14 protein-coding genes are annotated in these 16892 nt (G+C 31.9%); 10 read left to right on the forward strand and 4 right to left on the reverse strand.

The features are described 5' to 3' along the window. Window positions 1–77: 77 nt before the first annotated feature. The gene (locus KO500_RS02355) at window positions 78–980 is read right to left on the reverse strand and encodes a universal stress protein (protein WP_215954889.1); all 903 of its coding nucleotides are present in this window, start codon (window positions 978–980) and stop codon (window positions 78–80) included. Between the two features lie 97 nt (window positions 981–1077). Beyond that, window positions 1078–1776 carry a Crp/Fnr family transcriptional regulator gene (locus KO500_RS02360; protein ID WP_215954890.1) on the reverse strand — a complete coding sequence of 233 codons (699 nt, stop codon included), beginning with the start codon at window positions 1774–1776 and terminating at the stop codon, window positions 1078–1080. Between the two features lie 122 nt (window positions 1777–1898). On the opposite strand from KO500_RS02360, the gene KO500_RS02365 reads away from it, so the two are divergent. The 9 genes from KO500_RS02365 (at window position 1899) to KO500_RS02405 (ending at window position 11027) form a co-directional block, all read left to right on the forward strand. Next, window positions 1899–4292: a heavy metal translocating P-type ATPase gene (locus KO500_RS02365; protein WP_215954891.1), complete on the forward strand. Its 2394-nt coding sequence runs from the start codon at window positions 1899–1901 to the stop codon at window positions 4290–4292. Window positions 4293–4365: 73 nt separating this feature from the next. Further along, entirely contained in the window at window positions 4366–4554 is a 189-nt protein-coding gene (gene ccoS, locus KO500_RS02370; protein ID WP_215954892.1) for a cbb3-type cytochrome oxidase assembly protein CcoS, read from the forward strand. A gap of 19 nt (window positions 4555–4573) precedes the next feature. After that, window positions 4574–6775, forward strand: coding sequence for a cytochrome-c oxidase, cbb3-type subunit I (gene ccoN / locus KO500_RS02375; protein WP_215954893.1), 2202 nt, complete (start codon window positions 4574–4576; stop codon window positions 6773–6775). 70 nt (window positions 6776–6845) lie between these two features. Further along, window positions 6846–7037, forward strand: coding sequence for a CcoQ/FixQ family Cbb3-type cytochrome c oxidase assembly chaperone (locus KO500_RS02380; RefSeq protein ID WP_215954894.1), 192 nt, complete (start codon window positions 6846–6848; stop codon window positions 7035–7037). After that, entirely contained in the window at window positions 7034–7981 is a 948-nt protein-coding gene (locus KO500_RS02385; protein WP_215954895.1) for a cbb3-type cytochrome c oxidase N-terminal domain-containing protein, read from the forward strand. The genes KO500_RS02380 and KO500_RS02385 overlap by 4 nt, the downstream gene beginning before the upstream one ends. A gap of 28 nt (window positions 7982–8009) precedes the next feature. Then, window positions 8010–9428 carry a cytochrome c oxidase accessory protein CcoG gene (ccoG, locus tag KO500_RS02390; protein WP_215954896.1) on the forward strand — a complete coding sequence of 473 codons (1419 nt, stop codon included), beginning with the start codon at window positions 8010–8012 and terminating at the stop codon, window positions 9426–9428. Window positions 9429–9448: 20 nt separating this feature from the next. Further along, complete coding sequence (locus tag KO500_RS02395) at window positions 9449–9895, forward strand: FixH family protein (protein ID WP_215954897.1); 447 nt, start codon at window positions 9449–9451, stop codon at window positions 9893–9895. Between the two features lie 3 nt (window positions 9896–9898). After that, the gene (locus KO500_RS02400; RefSeq protein WP_215954898.1) at window positions 9899–10606 is read left to right on the forward strand and encodes a sulfite exporter TauE/SafE family protein; all 708 of its coding nucleotides are present in this window, start codon (window positions 9899–9901) and stop codon (window positions 10604–10606) included. 31 nt (window positions 10607–10637) lie between these two features. After that, the gene (locus KO500_RS02405; protein WP_215954899.1) at window positions 10638–11027 is read left to right on the forward strand and encodes a group III truncated hemoglobin; all 390 of its coding nucleotides are present in this window, start codon (window positions 10638–10640) and stop codon (window positions 11025–11027) included. Between the two features lie 56 nt (window positions 11028–11083). On the opposite strand, the gene KO500_RS02410 is transcribed toward KO500_RS02405, so the two are convergent. Continuing rightward, window positions 11084–11908, reverse strand: a complete 825-nt coding sequence (locus KO500_RS02410; RefSeq protein ID WP_215954900.1) for a universal stress protein — start codon at window positions 11906–11908, stop codon at window positions 11084–11086. 26 nt (window positions 11909–11934) lie between these two features. Continuing rightward, entirely contained in the window at window positions 11935–13296 is a 1362-nt protein-coding gene (gene hemN, locus KO500_RS02415) for an oxygen-independent coproporphyrinogen III oxidase (protein ID WP_215954901.1), read from the reverse strand. A 663-nt stretch (window positions 13297–13959) separates the two neighbouring features. Between hemN and KO500_RS02420 the strand changes: the two genes are divergently transcribed. Next, window positions 13960–16884, forward strand: coding sequence for a TonB-dependent receptor (locus tag KO500_RS02420; RefSeq protein ID WP_215954902.1), 2925 nt, complete (start codon window positions 13960–13962; stop codon window positions 16882–16884). Window positions 16885–16892: the final 8 nt, after the last annotated feature.

Genomic DNA, 16892 nt, shown 5'->3' on the forward strand with positions numbered 1-16892 from the left:
CTGTTTGAACCTTATTTTACATATCTATAACACTTTTTTTTAAGTTCTATAACAAAACAATACTATCCTTAAAAAAACTATAATTTATTTGCCGAAAAAACGGGAATATCTTTCTTAGGCATAAGTCCAATTCCCATTTCAGGAAGTACCAATAAAGGTAATTGTGTATGAAAAGCCATTTTTTTAACTATAGGCTCTCGAGTCATGCGCTCCATATAACTATGCTGATAATTTAGCATTGCTAATAAATGAACTTGTAATTCAGCCGTAAAAACCTCTAACGTGTTTGAAACCGAATTCATCTCTGAAATGGTGTGAATGTAATATTCCGTAGTATTTAAATATCTTCTTAGCATATTTAAATTAAATTGTTGGACTTCTGTTAACGCCTTTATTTTATTTTGAACATAAACAATACGGATAACAGCTTCAAAAGTTTCTGCTAGCTCTAGTAAAGGTTGTAATTCTGATAGGGTATAAAAACGATTAAAATCTGTTGCAAAAGCAATTTCTTTAGGAGTTTCATATTCAAAATGTTCAGGTATCGCCAATACCGGACATTTTTTTACAGCTTTTATAATACGAACAGCATTACTACCCATAAAAACTTCTGATACTCCTGATGCTCCTTTTGTGCCTAAAATAACCATTTGAATGTTATAATCATCAACCAACTCTTTCACCTCATCAACTAAAAAACTAAAAGACGAAATGGTTTTGAAATTATGAATATGTGCAGGATCAGGGTATTCTTTTTCTATCCTTCTTAAAAGATTTATCAAGCCTTTTTTAGAAGAATTTTCTACCGTATTTTTTTCTTCATATACTGCTGTTGCCATAAACCTACTCGCCGAAATATTTGGCGTGTATGTATTTAATAAATAGATATTACATTGCTCATTTTTAAACAACTCAATCGCATATTTTACAGCGTTCCAGGCATTTTCAGAAAAGTCAGTGGGGATTAATATATTTTTCATGCTTCTAGTTTTTACTTGATGTAAAACTATACCAACTGAAAAATGAAAACTATGACAATTATCAGGTTTACAAGTTTTTATTGCAGGGTGTTGTTTTTCAACTTTCTACAAGGTCTAAAAGTGATTTTTCGTCCGCAATTCCTATTTTTTTGCCTGAAGTTTTTAAATAGCCTTTCTTCTTAAATTCTGATATAATTCTAATGCATGACTCTGTTGCGGTTCCAACTACATTAGAAATATCTTCTCTAGATAATGTCAAAGCTAAAAAGCCATCACTATCTTCTCCAAAATTATTTTTCATGTATAAAAAAGCTTCAGCAACACGTTGCTTTACCGTTTTCTGTGACATGTTTACAATTACATCATCAGCCTCTTTTAAATCATGTGCCATATGACGAAGTACTTCAACAGCAAAATTTGGGTTCGTATTTAATGTATTTACAATACCGTCTTTCGGTATGTAACATACTTCCATATCATTAACCGCTACAGCACTTAAATTCGAAGTCTCTTCAGCAATCACAGATCGTTGTCCTAAAACCTGACCTTTAGTTGCCAATTTTACGATTTGATCTTTACCATTCGGACTCAACTTTGAAAGTTTTGATATACCATTTCTAACACAAAAAACACCATTTAACTTTTCACCTTCTTCGAATATAGGATCTCCCTTTTTAATTGTTTTTGTAGTCTTGGTTTCTGAAATTTTACGTAATTCATCTTTACTCATCGCCCTTAATGAGTTAAATTGACGAATAATACACTGCTCACACCTTGATTTTTTATCGCTTTCCATTCCCTTATTTTTTACCTGACACAACAAAGTTACAAGTTATTAAAAATTCTAAACATGACAATTATCATGTTTTACTATACATCTGATTTTCAATTTTGTACTCAGGAATAAAGTTACAAATTATGGCTTCAAAAAAATGTTATCATTGCAACGATGATTGTAAAGTTTTAATCCATTTTGATGAAAAGGATTTCTGTTGCAATGGTTGCAAAACAGTTTATGAAATTTTCTCTTCAAACGACTTGTCTTATTATTATGATTTGCAGTCTGGTGCAGGTTCAACACCAAATATTATTGAAGGAAAATTTGACTTTCTTGAAGCCACAGAAATAGTAGAAAAACTAACTGAATTTAATGACAAAAACTTACAGATTGTAAATCTCTATATTCCAAAAATTCACTGTAGTTCATGTATTTGGGTATTAGAAAATTTAAACAAACTAGCTCCTTCAATCACAAACTCACAAGTTAACTTTCCTAATAAAACAGTAAGAATAAGTTACAACCCAACTAAAACTACATTAAAAAATGTTGTAGTGCTTTTAGCTCATATTGGTTATGAACCTTATATTTCATTAGATGATGTTGATAATAAAAAGAAAAGTACCGATCGTAGTTTAATTTATAAACTTGGTGTTGCTGGCTTTGCATTTGGCAATGTTATGTTTTTATCATTCCCTGAGTATTTTGATTTATCATCAAGTAAAAGTTCTGGTGGTGAATTTTGGCTTAACCAATATCAAACAATTTTTAGGTGGCTAATGTTTATTTTTTCATTGCCTGTAGTATTCTACGCTGGTCGTGATTATTTTATAGCGGCATATCAAGGGTTGCGTTCGAAATTACTAAATATTGATGTGCCAATTGCACTAGGTATTTTGGTATTATTTATTAGAAGTACTTTAGAAATTATTTTTGATTGGGGGCCTGGTTTTTTTGACAGCCTAACTGGGCTTGTGTTTTTTCTATTACTAGGTAAATTTTTTCAACAAAAAACATATTCATTTTTATCGTTTGAACGTGATTATAAATCATATTTCCCCATTGCAGTAACAAAAATTTTAAGCGACAATACTGAAAAAACAATTCAAGTACATGACATAAAAAAAGGAGATCGTTTATTAATAAGAAATGAAGAATTAATACCTGTTGATGCTATTCTAATTTCAGGCAATGCGACTATAGACTATAGTTTTGTTACGGGTGAATCTGAACCTGTTATTAAAAATTCAGGAGATAAGGTTTTTGCTGGTGGAAAACAATTAAACGGGGTTATTGAGATTGATGTATTAAAATCTGTCTCACAAAGTTACCTAACTCAATTATGGAGTAATGCCGTTTTTCAAGAAGATAAATCAAGTAAATTTCAAACTCTTACGGATAGTATTGGAAAACGTTTTACAACGTTTGTACTAAGTATTGCTTTTATAGCAACCTTATTTTGGTTGTTTTACGACCCAAGTAAAGCATTAAATGTTTTCACTGCCGTTTTAATAATTGCTTGCCCATGTGCAATTGCATTAGCTTCACCATTTACACTGGGTAATATGCTTCGGATTTATGGTAGAAAAAAATTCTATTTAAAAGATACTCAAACTATTGAGCAATTAGCACAAATAGATACTGCAATTTTTGATAAAACTGGAACTATAACTACTGCTAAAAAAAGTACTGCAGTTTATGAAGGTATCACTCTTACTGATGAAGAAGAATTGTTATTAAAAAGTACGTTAAGAGCATCAAACCATCCATTAAGTAGAAGTTTATATAATATGCTTGCTGAAAATGATATTGCAACACTTGATGATTATGAAGAACATTTAGGCAAAGGTATTGTTGGCTCAATTAATAATCAGAAAATAAAAATTGGTTCTGCAAATTATGTGGGGAACACAGTAGCTGAAACGGATAAAAACACATCAGTTTACATAAGCACGAATGATGCATACAAAGGCTGTTATGTTTTTAAAAATGAATATCGCGAAGGTATTTCTGATTTTTTTAAGGCCATGAGTGAGACCATTCAAGTGGCTATTTTATCGGGTGATAATGAAGGCGAAAAAAGTAGACTTGAAGCTTTATTACCAAAACTTACTCCATTATATTTTAATCAAAAACCAGAAGATAAATTAAGTTTTATAAAATCACTACAAGACCAAAATAAAAAAGTACTTATGGTAGGTGATGGTTTAAATGATGCCGGAGCATTAGCACAAAGTAATGTTGGTATAGCCATATCTGAAAATGTAACCATCTTTTCTCCTGCTTGCGATGCTATTTTAGATGCTACTAAGTTTAAAGAATTATACAACTACATTATAGCTTCTAAAAAGGCTATGAAGATTATAAAATGGAGTTTTATGTTATCATTACTCTATAACGTTGTTGGGCTTTATTTTGCCATCACGGGCCAATTAGAACCTGTTATAGCCGCTATTCTAATGCCTTTAAGCTCAATAAGTATTGTGGTATTTACGACAGTAAGCACCAATATTTTAGGAAAAAAATTAAGATAATTTTTTAAACATGATAAATGTCATTTTATCAGCATTAACATCAATGTAGTTTTACAGTATAATTCAGGTAGGTATGAGTGTTATTTATATGTTATTAGCAATAAGTATTGTTGTGGCGATTATCTTTTTTGTTGCATTTATTTACTCCGTAAAAAATGGACAATACGATGATTCTTACACACCTTCTGTACGCATGCTTTTTGAAGATGAACTTGTTGAAAAATCTCCAAAAAACAAAGAACAAACCTATCCAACTAAATAAAAAGTTTAAATAATCTATTATGGAATTACAGCAGTTTTATTACGACAACAAAGTCGTTAAAAAATTCCTCTACGCAACTATGTTCTGGGGAATAGTAGGTATGTCAGTAGGGCTTCTACTTGCATTTATGTTTATGTTCCCAAACTTAACTGATGGTATTTCATGGTTAAGCTTTGGACGTTTGAGACCTTTACATACAAATGCAGTAATTTTTGCTTTTGTAGGTAATGCTATTTTTGCCGGTGTATACTACTCTACCCAACGTTTACTTAAAGCACGTATGTTCAACGACTTTTTAAGTAATTTTAATTTTTGGGGATGGCAATTAATTATAGTTGCTGCTGCAATTACACTTCCATTAGGGTATAGTACATCAAAAGAATATGCTGAACTTGAATGGCCAATAGATATTGCTATTGCTGTAGTTTGGGTTGCATTTGGCATTAACCTTATTGGTACCATGATAAAAAGAAGACAACGTCATTTATATGTTGCTCTTTGGTTTTACCTAGCCACATTTGTAACTATTGCTGTTCTTCATATCTTCAATAGTTTAGAATTACCTGTTAGTGGTTTAAAAAGTTACTCCGTTTACGCTGGTGTTCAAGATGCTTTAGTGCAGTGGTGGTATGGCCATAATGCTGTTGCCTTTTTCTTAACTACTCCATTTTTAGGCTTAATGTATTATTTTGTTCCTAAAGCAGCAAACAGACCTGTTTACTCATATAAATTATCTATTGTTCACTTCTGGTCATTAATATTTATTTATATATGGGCAGGTCCACACCACTTATTGTATTCTGCTTTACCAGACTGGGCACAAAATTTAGGTGTTGCTTTCTCAATTATGCTTTTAGCTCCATCTTGGGGTGGTATGATTAATGGTTTACTAACCTTACGTGGTGCCTGGGATAAAGTAAGAACAGATCCTACCTTAAAATTTATGGTTGTTGCAATTACTGGTTATGGTATGGCAACTTTTGAAGGTCCAATGTTATCTTTAAAAAATGTAAACGCCATTGCTCACTTTAGCGATTGGATTATTGCTCACGTACATGTAGGTGCCTTAGCATGGAACGGTTTTATGACTTTTGGTATGATTTATTGGTTGGTTCCAAAAATGTTCAAAACTCGTTTGGCTTCGTTAAAACTTGCTAATTTTCACTTCTGGATTGGTACTTTAGGTATCATCTTATACACACTACCAATGTATGTTGCTGGGTTCACGCAAGCATTAATGTGGAAAGATTTTAACCCTAACGGAACATTAGTTTATGGTAACTTTTTAGAAACCGTAACTGAAATAATGCCAATGTATTGGATGCGTGCTATTGGTGGTACAATGTATATTATTGGCGCATGTGTTATGATTTATAATGTAGTATTAACTATTAAAGCTGGTAGCGATGTTGAAGATGAATTAGCTGAAGCTGCCGCATTAACTAAAGTATCTAAAAGTAGAACTGCTGGTGAAACTTTCCATACTTGGTTAGAGCGTAAGCCTGTACAGCTAACCATATTAGCAACAGTTGCCATTTTAATTGGTGGAGCAATACAAATTATACCAACCATCTTAGTGAAATCAAACATACCAACCATAACTAGTGTAAAACCTTACACTCCACTAGAGCTTGAAGGTCGTGATTTATATATTAGAGAAGGTTGTGTGGGTTGTCACTCACAAATGGTAAGACCTTTTAGAAGTGAGGTTGAACGTTACGGCGAATATGCTAAAGCTGGAGAGTTTGTTTATGATCATCCTTTTTTATGGGGAAGTAAACGTACCGGACCAGATCTATTAAGAGTTGGTGGTAAATATTCTGACAACTGGCACTTAAACCACATGTACGATCCACAAAGCACCTCATCTGGTTCTATTATGCCATCATATGCTTGGTTAATTAGAAATGAACACGATAGATCTGATATTCAAGATAAAATGAAAGCTATGGTTAGTCTAGGTGTACCATATACAGATGAAGATATAGCTAATGCAAATGCTACTATGGATAAACAAGCAACTAAAATTGAAAAGAGCTTGTATGCTGATCCTGATTTTGCAAAAAACTATGAAGCTGATAAAAAGTATGCTGCTGAAAATGGTGAAGCATTTATTGAAATGAAAGATCGTGAAATTGTCTCTTTAATTGCTTACTTACAGCGTTTAGGAACAGATATTAAAATAAAAGAAACAGGAGAGTTAGTACCTGAAACAAAATAAAAACTGATTATTCAGAGGTAACTAATACCTTTTATCTACCTCTGAATAATCTCTTAAAACAAAAGAAATCATGTTTAAATTCGTAAAAGGTTACATGGAAACTATAGATGGTGTAGCAACCTACCCTATCATATCATTATTAATCTTCTTTATCTTTTTTATAGTTCTTTTTGGATGGGTTTTTACTGCATCAAAAGAATATATAAAAGAGGTTAGTGAATTACCTATTGAAAAAGACAACCAACAAAACTTCGAATTATGAAAAATAAATCAAATTGGTGGATTAGAGTTCCAGTAATCTTCTTTATTATCTTCGGATTAATGGAATATTTTATAGACTCTGGTGATCAACCCGCAATAATAAAGTATCCAATAACTCAACTTTTTTTATTACTAGTTCTTGTAATATTAGGGGCAATAGAGCTAATACTTAGTGCCATTGAAAATGTAATGTTTCAAACACTATCTGAAGAAGCTCAAAAACGTTACCTAGCCAAAAAAGAACAAAAATGGGAATGGAAATGGGGTAAAGAAACTTATATAAAACTTTTAGGTTCTAAACCAATGGAAGCTGAAAGTGAAATAGTTTTAGATCATAATTATGATGGTATTAGAGAGCTAGATAACAAATTACCGCCTTGGTGGGTATATATGTTCTATGCAAGTATCGTTTTTGGTTTTGTCTACCTACTACGTTTTCACGTTTTCAACGGTGACAACCAAGATATAGAATATGAACAAGAAGTAGCTTTAGCTTTGAAAGAAATTGAAGAATACAAAAAGACTGCTAAAGATTTAGTTGATGAAGATACTGTAGAACTATTAACTGATGCTTCTGACTTAAGTGCTGGTGAAAAAACATTTCAATCAAACTGTGTTGCTTGTCATATGGCTGATGGTGGTGGTGGTATAGGCCCTAACCTAACCGATCAACATTGGATTTTAGGCGGTGGTATTAAAAATGTTTTCCATACTATTTCAGAAGGTGGTAGAGATGGTAAAGGGATGATTGCTTGGAAACAAACTTTGAAACCTGCAGAAATTGCTCAAGTAGCTAGTTATGTATTAACTACTCTTAACGGTTCTACACCTGCAAACCCAAAACCTGCTGAAGGTGATATTTGGGTAGATCCAAATGCTGAAAAAGTAGCTCCTGCTGAGGAATTAAATGTTGTTACTGATTCTGTAAGTGTAGCTCTGAATTAATAAAATAAAGCATTAAACATCAAAAAAAATGGCTCAAGACAGCGAACATTTTAGAGATTCTATTGGTACTATTAACGAAGATGGTAAAAGAGCTTGGGTATATCCAAAAAAACCAAGTGGAAAATTATACGAATATCGTAAGTATGTTAGCTACGCCTTGTTGTTATTTTTAGTAGCTTCTCCATTTATAAAAATAAATGGAAACCAATTTTTGATGTTTAATGTTTTAGAGCGTAGGTTCAATATTTTTGGATTTCCGTTTTGGCCACAAGACTTTCATTTGTTTGTTATTTCAATGATTATTGGAGTTGTCTTTATAGCTTTATTTACTGTTGCTTTTGGTCGTATTTTCTGTGGATGGATGTGTCCGCAAACCATATTTTTAGAAATGGTTTTCCGTAGAATTGAATACTGGATTGATGGTGACAGAGGTGCTCAAATAAAGTTAGATAGACAAGAATGGAATGCTGAAAAAATAAGAAAGAGAACTTTAAAATGGTTTCTATTTTTTATTATATCATTTTTAATTGCAAATGTTTTTCTTGCTTATTTAATAGGTAGTGATCGCTTGATTAGATATGTAATTGATGGCCCTTTACAGCATGTCGGAACTTTAGTGTCATTATTAATATTTACCAGTGTTTTCTATTTCATATTTGCCTGGTTTAGAGAGCAAGTGTGTATCATTGCTTGTCCTTATGGTCGTATGCAAGGCGTTTTATTAGACAACAAATCAATTGTGGTTGCTTATGATCACAAAAGAGGTGAAGGTGAAAATGGTCGTAAAAAATTTCGTAAAAGTGAAGATAGAAATGCATTAGGTAATGGTGATTGTATTGACTGTAACCAATGCGTAAATGTATGCCCTACGGGTATTGATATTAGAAATGGTACTCAACTAGAGTGTGTAAACTGTACTGCCTGTATTGACGAGTGCAATACTATAATGGATAAAGTAAACTTACCTAAAGGATTAATTAGGTATGCGAGTGAAGATGAAATCGTAAAAAAGGAAAAATTTAAATTCACTCCTCGTTTAAAAGGGTATACTGCAGTACTTTTTATTTTAACTGGTATTCTTGTAGGTATGTTGTTTTTAAGAAATGATCTTGAAGCCACTATTTTAAGATTACCTGGCCAATTATATGAACACAAACCAAACAATGTAATAAGTAATGTTTTCACTTATAAACTAATTAATAAAACAACTAAAAATGTTGATGATGTACATTTTAAATTACTATCACATAAAGGAAATATTATATTAGTCAGACACGAAGATTTTGATGTTCCTGCTCAAGATTTATCTGAAGGTACGTTATTTATTGAAATTAACAATAGTGCATTAAAAGACGATAAAGAAAAACTTGAAATCGGGGTTTATAGTGGCGACAAATTAATAGAAACTACTACAACTTCATTTTTAGCTCCAAGAAGCTATAAATAATATTTTAAAAGAAAGAAATCATGAAGATTAATTGGGGAACCGGAATTGTAATTGCTATTATTGGTTTTATAAGTTTTATTCTATTTTTTATAATTAGAATGAGTATGGATGATCGTGCCAATCACGATTTAGTAACTCCAGAATACTATAAAGCTGAATTAGCTTACCAACAAGAGATTGATGCTGAGAATAATTCAATACATAATAATGCTGTTGTTACAATGCAAAAAACTGCTGATGGCTTACAATTAAAATTTCCAGATAATATTGACTATAAGAGTATAACAGGAACAGTGTCTCTATACAGACCTTCTAATAAACACTTGGATTTTTACTTTCCCATAAGTATTTCTGACTCCAATTTGCTCATACCTGACAAACGTTTATTGGAAGGTCGATGGGACATTAAAGTTACCTGGAAATACAATGATGAAGACTATTTATTTAAAGAAAATATTACATATTAAACTATGCTACTAGCTGCAATCATATTAGGTTTTATGGGGAGTTTACACTGCGTAGGTATGTGCGGACCAATTGCCTTTATGCTTCCAGTTGATAGATCTAGTAATTTTAAAAAAATAAGTCAGATTTTTATTTATCATTTCGGAAGGTTGCTTGCTTATAGTATTTTAGGCTTAATTTTTGGCTTGCTTGGTAAAGGGCTATTTGTTTTTGGTATGCAACAAAAACTATCGATTGCTATTGGAGTTTTAATGATAATAGTTGTCTTAATTCCACACCAAAAACTTAATAAATTCAACCTATCAAAACCAATCTATAAGATTATAGGAAAAGTAAAAAATAAACTTGGTAAAGAACTTCAAAAGAAAACACCTGATACTTTTTTAACTATAGGTTTCTTAAATGGGTTCTTACCTTGCGGATTAGTATATATGGCACTTTTTGGTGCAATTGCAATGGGTTCACCTTTACAAGGGGCCCTTTACATGACACTTTTTGGCGTAGGAACTATTCCATTAATGACAACAGCAATCTACTTTAGTAGTTTACTTAAAAACGGTTTGAAACAAAAAATACAAAAACTAATTCCTGTATTTGTAGTACTCATTGGCGCTTTATTTATTTTAAGAGGCCTAAGTTTAGGAATACCTTATGTATCACCAAAACCTATAACCGAAGTTGTTTCAGCAACGATGGAATGTCATGTAAATTAAGTACCTTCATACTCACAAACCACAAAAACTTATGGCTCAAAAAGAACTAGAAAATAGAACTGATGTAAGTAAATTGGTTCGAAGCTTTTATGCAAAGGTTCGAAAAGATACTGTTTTGGGTCCTATTTTTAATGGTATTATTACCGATTGGGAAAGTCATTTAGAGTTACTTACTAATTTTTGGGAAACACAATTATTCTTAAAAAGAAAATATCACGGCAACCCAATTAAAGCGCATAACGATGTTGATGATAAAATGAACCATACTGTAAGTCCTGAACATTTCGGGCTTTGGTTAAATTTATGGTTTGAAACTATTGATGAGTTATATACTGGTGATACCGCTTTTATTGCTAAAAACAGAGCTCGACAAATGAATACGATGCTGTACATGAAAATTTTTCAACACAGAACTAAATAAAAAAGGGAATATTTATAAAAAACATTCCCTTTTCAACAACAATTCAACCAACTAAACTAGATCTTAAATGTAACCACTGGTATTGTCGAATGATTAGCAATATCCTCACCTATACTACCCATAAAAAAATGAGATAACCCTTTTCTACCGTGTGTAGGTATTCCTATAATATCTATATTTTCCGCTTCTGCATAATTAATAACACCTTTTTCGACATTATAATCGTTATATACTTTTACATCTAGGAGCTCTGGCCCTACTGCCGTAGAAAATTTTTCAATTTTACCTTTAATAGCTTCAGTACTTAAAAAATTATCGGCAGGTGTATTTACATATAATAAATGCAAATCAATTGAAAATTGTGCCGCAATATATTTTGCTCTTTGGTAAGCATGAATATTTTCTTCTTCTAAATCGCAAGCAAAAACCATTTTGCTTGGCGCAAAATTTTCCATGTCATGCTTTACAACTAATACTGGAGTGTCTGAATTTCTAACTACCTTTTCTGTATTAGAGCCCACGAAGACCTCCATCAATCCATCAACACCATGTGAACCCATAATCACAAGGTCTGCATTATTCGCTTCTGCAACTTCATTAACTTCACTAAAAACTTTAAAATGTTTAATTACAGGTTTTACTGTGATACCATCTAAATATGGTTTTTTAATAAAGTCTTGAAAACGCTTTTCCGCTAGTTTCATTAAAAAAACGGTCTGTTCTGGTTGAAAACCTTCTGTTGATGATATATATGCTTGGTTTAACTCTAACATATGCATTGCATAAATTACAGAATTATGTTTTTTTGCAAGAGAAGCTGCTACTTTTAATGCATTTTCTGATTGAATCGAAAAATCTACAGGTACGATAATGTTTTTCATGGTATTTATTTTTTTAAGTTGAATATTTAAATTGTCATTGAAAAAAGCCTAGTTTCTGGAGCTTTTCTGTGTAAATGCATATCAAATGCCATACATATATTTCTAATAAATGGCATTCCCTTTTTTGTTACTTGAATTATATTGTTATTAATCTCAATTAATTGATCAGCCTCCATTTCTTTCAGTTTTTTTAATACAAGATTAGCATTAAAAAAAGAAGCTTCGTTAACTTTTATTTCAGTCTTAAAATGACACATTAAATCTAAAATATGCTGACGGATAATTTTATCTTCATCACTTAAAATGTGTCCTCTATAAATAGGAATTATGTTATTTTCTACCAAATGCTGATACTCTTCAATACTTTTTACATTCTGTGCAAAACTATACCAACTATCGCTTATACTTGAAGCCCCTAAACCAATCATTAGCTGAGTTTTTGAAGCAGTATACCCCATAAAATTTCGATGTAATTTTTTATTATCTAATGCTTTATATAAACTATCTGTTTTTGAAGCAAAATGATCCATTCCTATTTCTTTATAACCAACCTCAGCGAGCAATTTTTTTCCATTTTCATATTGCTCTCGTTTTTCATCGGCACTAGGTAAATCTGCCTCATTATAACCACGCTGACCGTTACCTTTTATCCAAGGCACATGAGCATAACTATAAAAAGCTAAACGATCTGGTTTTAAACTTTTTGTTTTTAAAATAGTAGCTTCAACATCTTCAAGGGTTTGATGTGGTAAACCAAAAATAATATCATGACCAATTGAGGTATACCCAATCTCACGCGCTATATCGGTAACATTTTTTACATTCTCAAACGGTTGTATTCTGTGTATTGCTTTTTGTACTTTCTCATTATAGTCTTGTACACCGTAACTCACACGCCTAAACCCTACATCATATAAAGCTTGTAAGTGCTCTTTTGTCGTATTGTTTGGATGGCCTTCAAAACTAAATTCATGATTATTAGCTTTTACTGCAGTTTTTAAAATTCCGTTTATTAAGTATTTTAAATTTTCTGGTGAGAAAAAAGTTGGTGTTCCACCACCAAGATGTAATTCTTTAACAACTGGTTTCTCATCAAATAGTTTGCAATATAGTTCCCACTCTTTCAATACCGTTTGTATATATGGTATTTGAACATCGTTTCTTTTAGTAATACGTTTGTGACAACCACAAAATGTACACATACTTTCACAAAAAGGTAAATGAATGTATAAACTTATACCCTCAGTAGCATTACTCGCTGAAAAGCTTTTTTGTAATGTTTCTTCCCATTTTTTTCCTGAGAAAGAATTCATATCCCAATACGGAACAGTTGGGTAACTTGTATATCGAGGACCTGGTATATTATATTTTTGAACTAAACTGCACATTTGTAATTTATTTGCTACAAACCTACTGGCAATAAGTCAAAATAAATATGACAAATGTCAGTTTACGATTTTAAAATAAAAAAATACATTTGATATTAATTGCCAAACAACTATTATTCATAAGTAATTGTTTATACTATTTGTAGTCCAACTTTACGAAATATATAAAAGAATAAATTTACATCACTTAATAACAGCCCTTTACACCTAAAATAAGAAGAAAAATCACCTGCAAAAAAACTTATTAAAATTAAATATAATCAATAAAAAAAGTAAAAAAATAAATATTATATAATTTATTTAAGATAATTATTAAAATTTGACAATAATAAAAAGTGAGATTAATTGCGAATTTGACAATTTGTAAAAGAGCCAAATATTCATTCTGTAAAAATCATTAATGAAAACAGGTGAAAATATAAAATATTCTATAAACACACAAAATACATACATTTTATTCAGTCATTTTTGTTTTTTATTGATTTTTATATATCAAAAACAATAATTAATATTGAGTAACGTAAATTTTACGTTTTAATTACCTTAGTAAAAGTTCCGGAACTTTTGTTTTTAGAAAAACTATTGATGTTTACAAAACTATATAGCTAACGAGAAGGCTAATGATTTTGCAACCATTATTTTAATAACCATAACCCTCTGAAAATGAATAAACTCTTACTCACATTATTACTATTTGGCTCCTTTTCTGTGCTTTCTGCTCAAGAAATTGATATAAAAGGAAAGATTACCGATGACACCGGTGAACCATTAGCAGGAGCAAATGTTGTCGTAAAAGGTACTAGCAAAGGTACCGTAACAAATTTTGATGGTGAATTTGAAATAGTCGCACCGTCAACTGGAACATTGACCTTTTCATCATTAGGTTATGCTTCAAAAGAAATAGCTATTAATAATAAAACTTACATTACAATTCAGTTGGCTGCTACAGCCCAACAATTAGATGAAATGGTTGTTGTAGGATCAAGAGGACAAGCTAGAACAAAACTAGAAACAGCCTCGCCAGTTGATGTTATAAACATCGCTACACAAAGTATTAACATGCCACAACTAGGTCTAGCAGAAATGTTGGTTGCTTCAGCACCATCATTTAGTGCTTTTAAATCGCAAGGTGGAGATTTATCTTCTTCAGTAGATCCACCAACCCTAAGAGGTTTAGCGCCAAACCAAATGTTAGTTTTGGTAAACGGAAAACGTAGACATACCTCTGCATTACTTGCTGCTTCACAAACCGGAAGTGCTGCAAATGCCGTAGATATGAGTTTTATTGCTCCTGAATCTATTGAACGAGTAGAAATTTTAAGAGACGGTGCTTCTGCACAGTATGGTTCAGATGCCATTGCCGGTGTTATGAACGTAGTTCTTAAAAAAGGAACAAATAAATTTAGTGGAAGTTTAACTATGGGTGGTTATCCTAACAAAGCTCCCGATTTGAGTGATTCTGACATAAGTGAAGAAAACCAAGATTTATTATCTGATACAGAAGCTGATGGATTTAATTATCAGTTATCAGCCAATTATGGTTTAGGTTTTGATAACGGTGGTTACATAAATGTTACAGGTACATACCGCCAAGCAGAAAAAACAATAAGACCTAATATTAGTGATGCTACACCTTACGGAGAATCTTATTTGAATAATCAAAGAACAGATACAGATGGTAATGTAATTATTACCAACCCAGAATTAGTTGCCGCTCAAGCAGCTGGTGATACAGATTTAGCAGCAACACTTACAACGGATGCTGGTTTAATGGCGGCAAGAGGTTTAACCGCTAAAGATTTTTCAACTTTTGCTGGTTCTGCAGGATCAAATCTAGGAGTTATTTCATACCATATGGAATTACCAATTAATGAGAACACAAACTTCTATTCTTTTGGAGATTTTGGTTATAAATATACTGATGCTTTTAGTTGTTTCTTTAGAAGACCTGCGCAAACAGATAGAGCTAATTACGATTTATACCCTAACGGATTTAGACCGCAAATTACAACTACACAAACTAATATAGGTTTTACTAGTGGAATTGATGGTAAATTAGGTGATTTTGATTTTGACTTCAGTAACACATTTGGAAGAAACAAAATGACTTTTGACATGTTCAATACATTCAATGCAAGCTTACAGTCTGAGTCTCCTACAGAAATGAATTTAGGTACTCATAGTTTTGCTCAAAACACCATGAATTTTGATATCTCAAGATATTACGATGATATTCTTTCAGGGTTTAATATTGCAATAGGTACAGAACTACGTGTTGAAAACTACAAAATTATAGCAGGCCAAGAAGAAAGTTATGAAGCTGGCGACGCTGGTATTTACACTGCCACAGAAGACAATGAAGTTCTTTTAGGTCCTGACGGTTTCCCGTTAGAAGATATAGACTCTCAACCCTTAGTTGATGAAAATGGTGATGCAACCGTTTTAGAATATGCTGGTGTAAGTCAATCATTCAACAAACAATATTCTGCTAACTGCCAATGTTTTAGGGGTTTTGCTCCAACTAATGAAAGTGATGAATATCGCTCAGTTACCGCTTTATATTTAGATATGGAATTGGATGTTACTGACAAATGGTTTGTAAGTACTGCATTTAGAACTGAGAATTACTCTGATTTCGGTGGCGTATTCACAGGTAAGTTTGCAACAAGATATTCTATCACAGATAACTTTGCTGTAAGAGGCTCTTTTAGTTCAGGTTTTAGAGCACCTTCATTGCAAGAATTAAACTACTCACATACATTTACATTCTTTGTAGGTTTAGATCCATTTGATGCAACTACATATCAAAATTCAAGTAGTGCAGCAAGAGCATTAGGCATACCACAATTAACTGAAGAAAAATCTACTAATTTTAGTCTTGGTTTTACCACTAAATTATTTAACAAAATAGAATTGACTGTAGATGCTTATTCTATTAAAATTGATGATCGAATTTTTGAAACAAGCACATTTAGCGCAACTGATGCTCCAGCACTAGAACCAGTAATTGGCTCTGGGTTAGCTTCTTTTAGAATTAATGGTGGTGATGTTAGCACAAAAGGTATCGAGATTGTTGCCAACTATAATGAACGTATCGGAGAAGGTATGTTAGGTTTAATGGCATCAGGAGTATTTAGAAAAAATACATTTGAAAATTCTAATGTACCAGATTTAAACACAACATTAACTGATGAAGAATTAGAAGCTAAATATGTCGATAGATCTAGTATTGGTCAGTTCGAAACAGGAACACCAAATACTAATTTAATTGGTTCCGCAACTTATTCAATTGGCAAATGGTCAGGTATGTTACGTGGTACGCTATATGGTGAGGTAACTACCTTAGACAATACACTAGATTCTAATGGCTTATATGACGACCAAACTTTTTCAAAGCAGTTTGTAACAGACATAGGACTTACTTATAAAGCTACAGAACATGTTAGTTTAACGGTTGGTGGGAATAATATTTTTAATAATTATCCAGATATTCTTATTGCTGCAAATAGAGGTTTCTATTTATATTCTAATTACCAGCAAGGCTCTAATGGCGCCTATTTCTTTGGTAGAATGAGTTTTTCTTTCTAATTATTATT

It is taken from the genome of Cellulophaga baltica (assembly GCF_018861125.1).
Taxonomy (GTDB): Bacteria; Bacteroidota; Bacteroidia; order Flavobacteriales; family Flavobacteriaceae; genus Cellulophaga; species Cellulophaga baltica_A.

Excerpts from the sequence above, each read along its gene's own strand:
- KO500_RS02400 (WP_215954898.1), top strand. The coding sequence starts at position 9,899 with ATGCTACTAGCTGCAATCATATTAGGTTTTATGGGGAGTTTACACTGC.
- KO500_RS02395 (WP_215954897.1), top strand. The coding sequence starts at position 9,449 with ATGAAGATTAATTGGGGAACCGGAATTGTAATTGCTATTATTGGTTTT.
- KO500_RS02385 (WP_215954895.1), top strand. The coding sequence starts at position 7,034 with ATGAAAAATAAATCAAATTGGTGGATTAGAGTTCCAGTAATCTTCTTT.
- KO500_RS02365 (WP_215954891.1), top strand. The coding sequence starts at position 1,899 with ATGGCTTCAAAAAAATGTTATCATTGCAACGATGATTGTAAAGTTTTA.
- KO500_RS02420 (WP_215954902.1), top strand. The coding sequence starts at position 13,960 with ATGAATAAACTCTTACTCACATTATTACTATTTGGCTCCTTTTCTGTG.
- KO500_RS02405 (WP_215954899.1), top strand. The coding sequence starts at position 10,638 with ATGGCTCAAAAAGAACTAGAAAATAGAACTGATGTAAGTAAATTGGTT.
- hemN (WP_215954901.1), bottom strand. The coding sequence starts at position 13,296 with ATGTGCAGTTTAGTTCAAAAATATAATATACCAGGTCCTCGATATACA.
- KO500_RS02410 (WP_215954900.1), bottom strand. The coding sequence starts at position 11,908 with ATGAAAAACATTATCGTACCTGTAGATTTTTCGATTCAATCAGAAAAT.
- ccoS (WP_215954892.1), top strand. The coding sequence starts at position 4,366 with ATGAGTGTTATTTATATGTTATTAGCAATAAGTATTGTTGTGGCGATT.
- KO500_RS02360 (WP_215954890.1), bottom strand. The coding sequence starts at position 1,776 with ATGGAAAGCGATAAAAAATCAAGGTGTGAGCAGTGTATTATTCGTCAA.
- KO500_RS02380 (WP_215954894.1), top strand. The coding sequence starts at position 6,846 with ATGTTTAAATTCGTAAAAGGTTACATGGAAACTATAGATGGTGTAGCA.
- ccoG (WP_215954896.1), top strand. The coding sequence starts at position 8,010 with ATGGCTCAAGACAGCGAACATTTTAGAGATTCTATTGGTACTATTAAC.
- KO500_RS02355 (WP_215954889.1), bottom strand. The coding sequence starts at position 980 with ATGAAAAATATATTAATCCCCACTGACTTTTCTGAAAATGCCTGGAAC.
- ccoN (WP_215954893.1), top strand. The coding sequence starts at position 4,574 with ATGGAATTACAGCAGTTTTATTACGACAACAAAGTCGTTAAAAAATTC.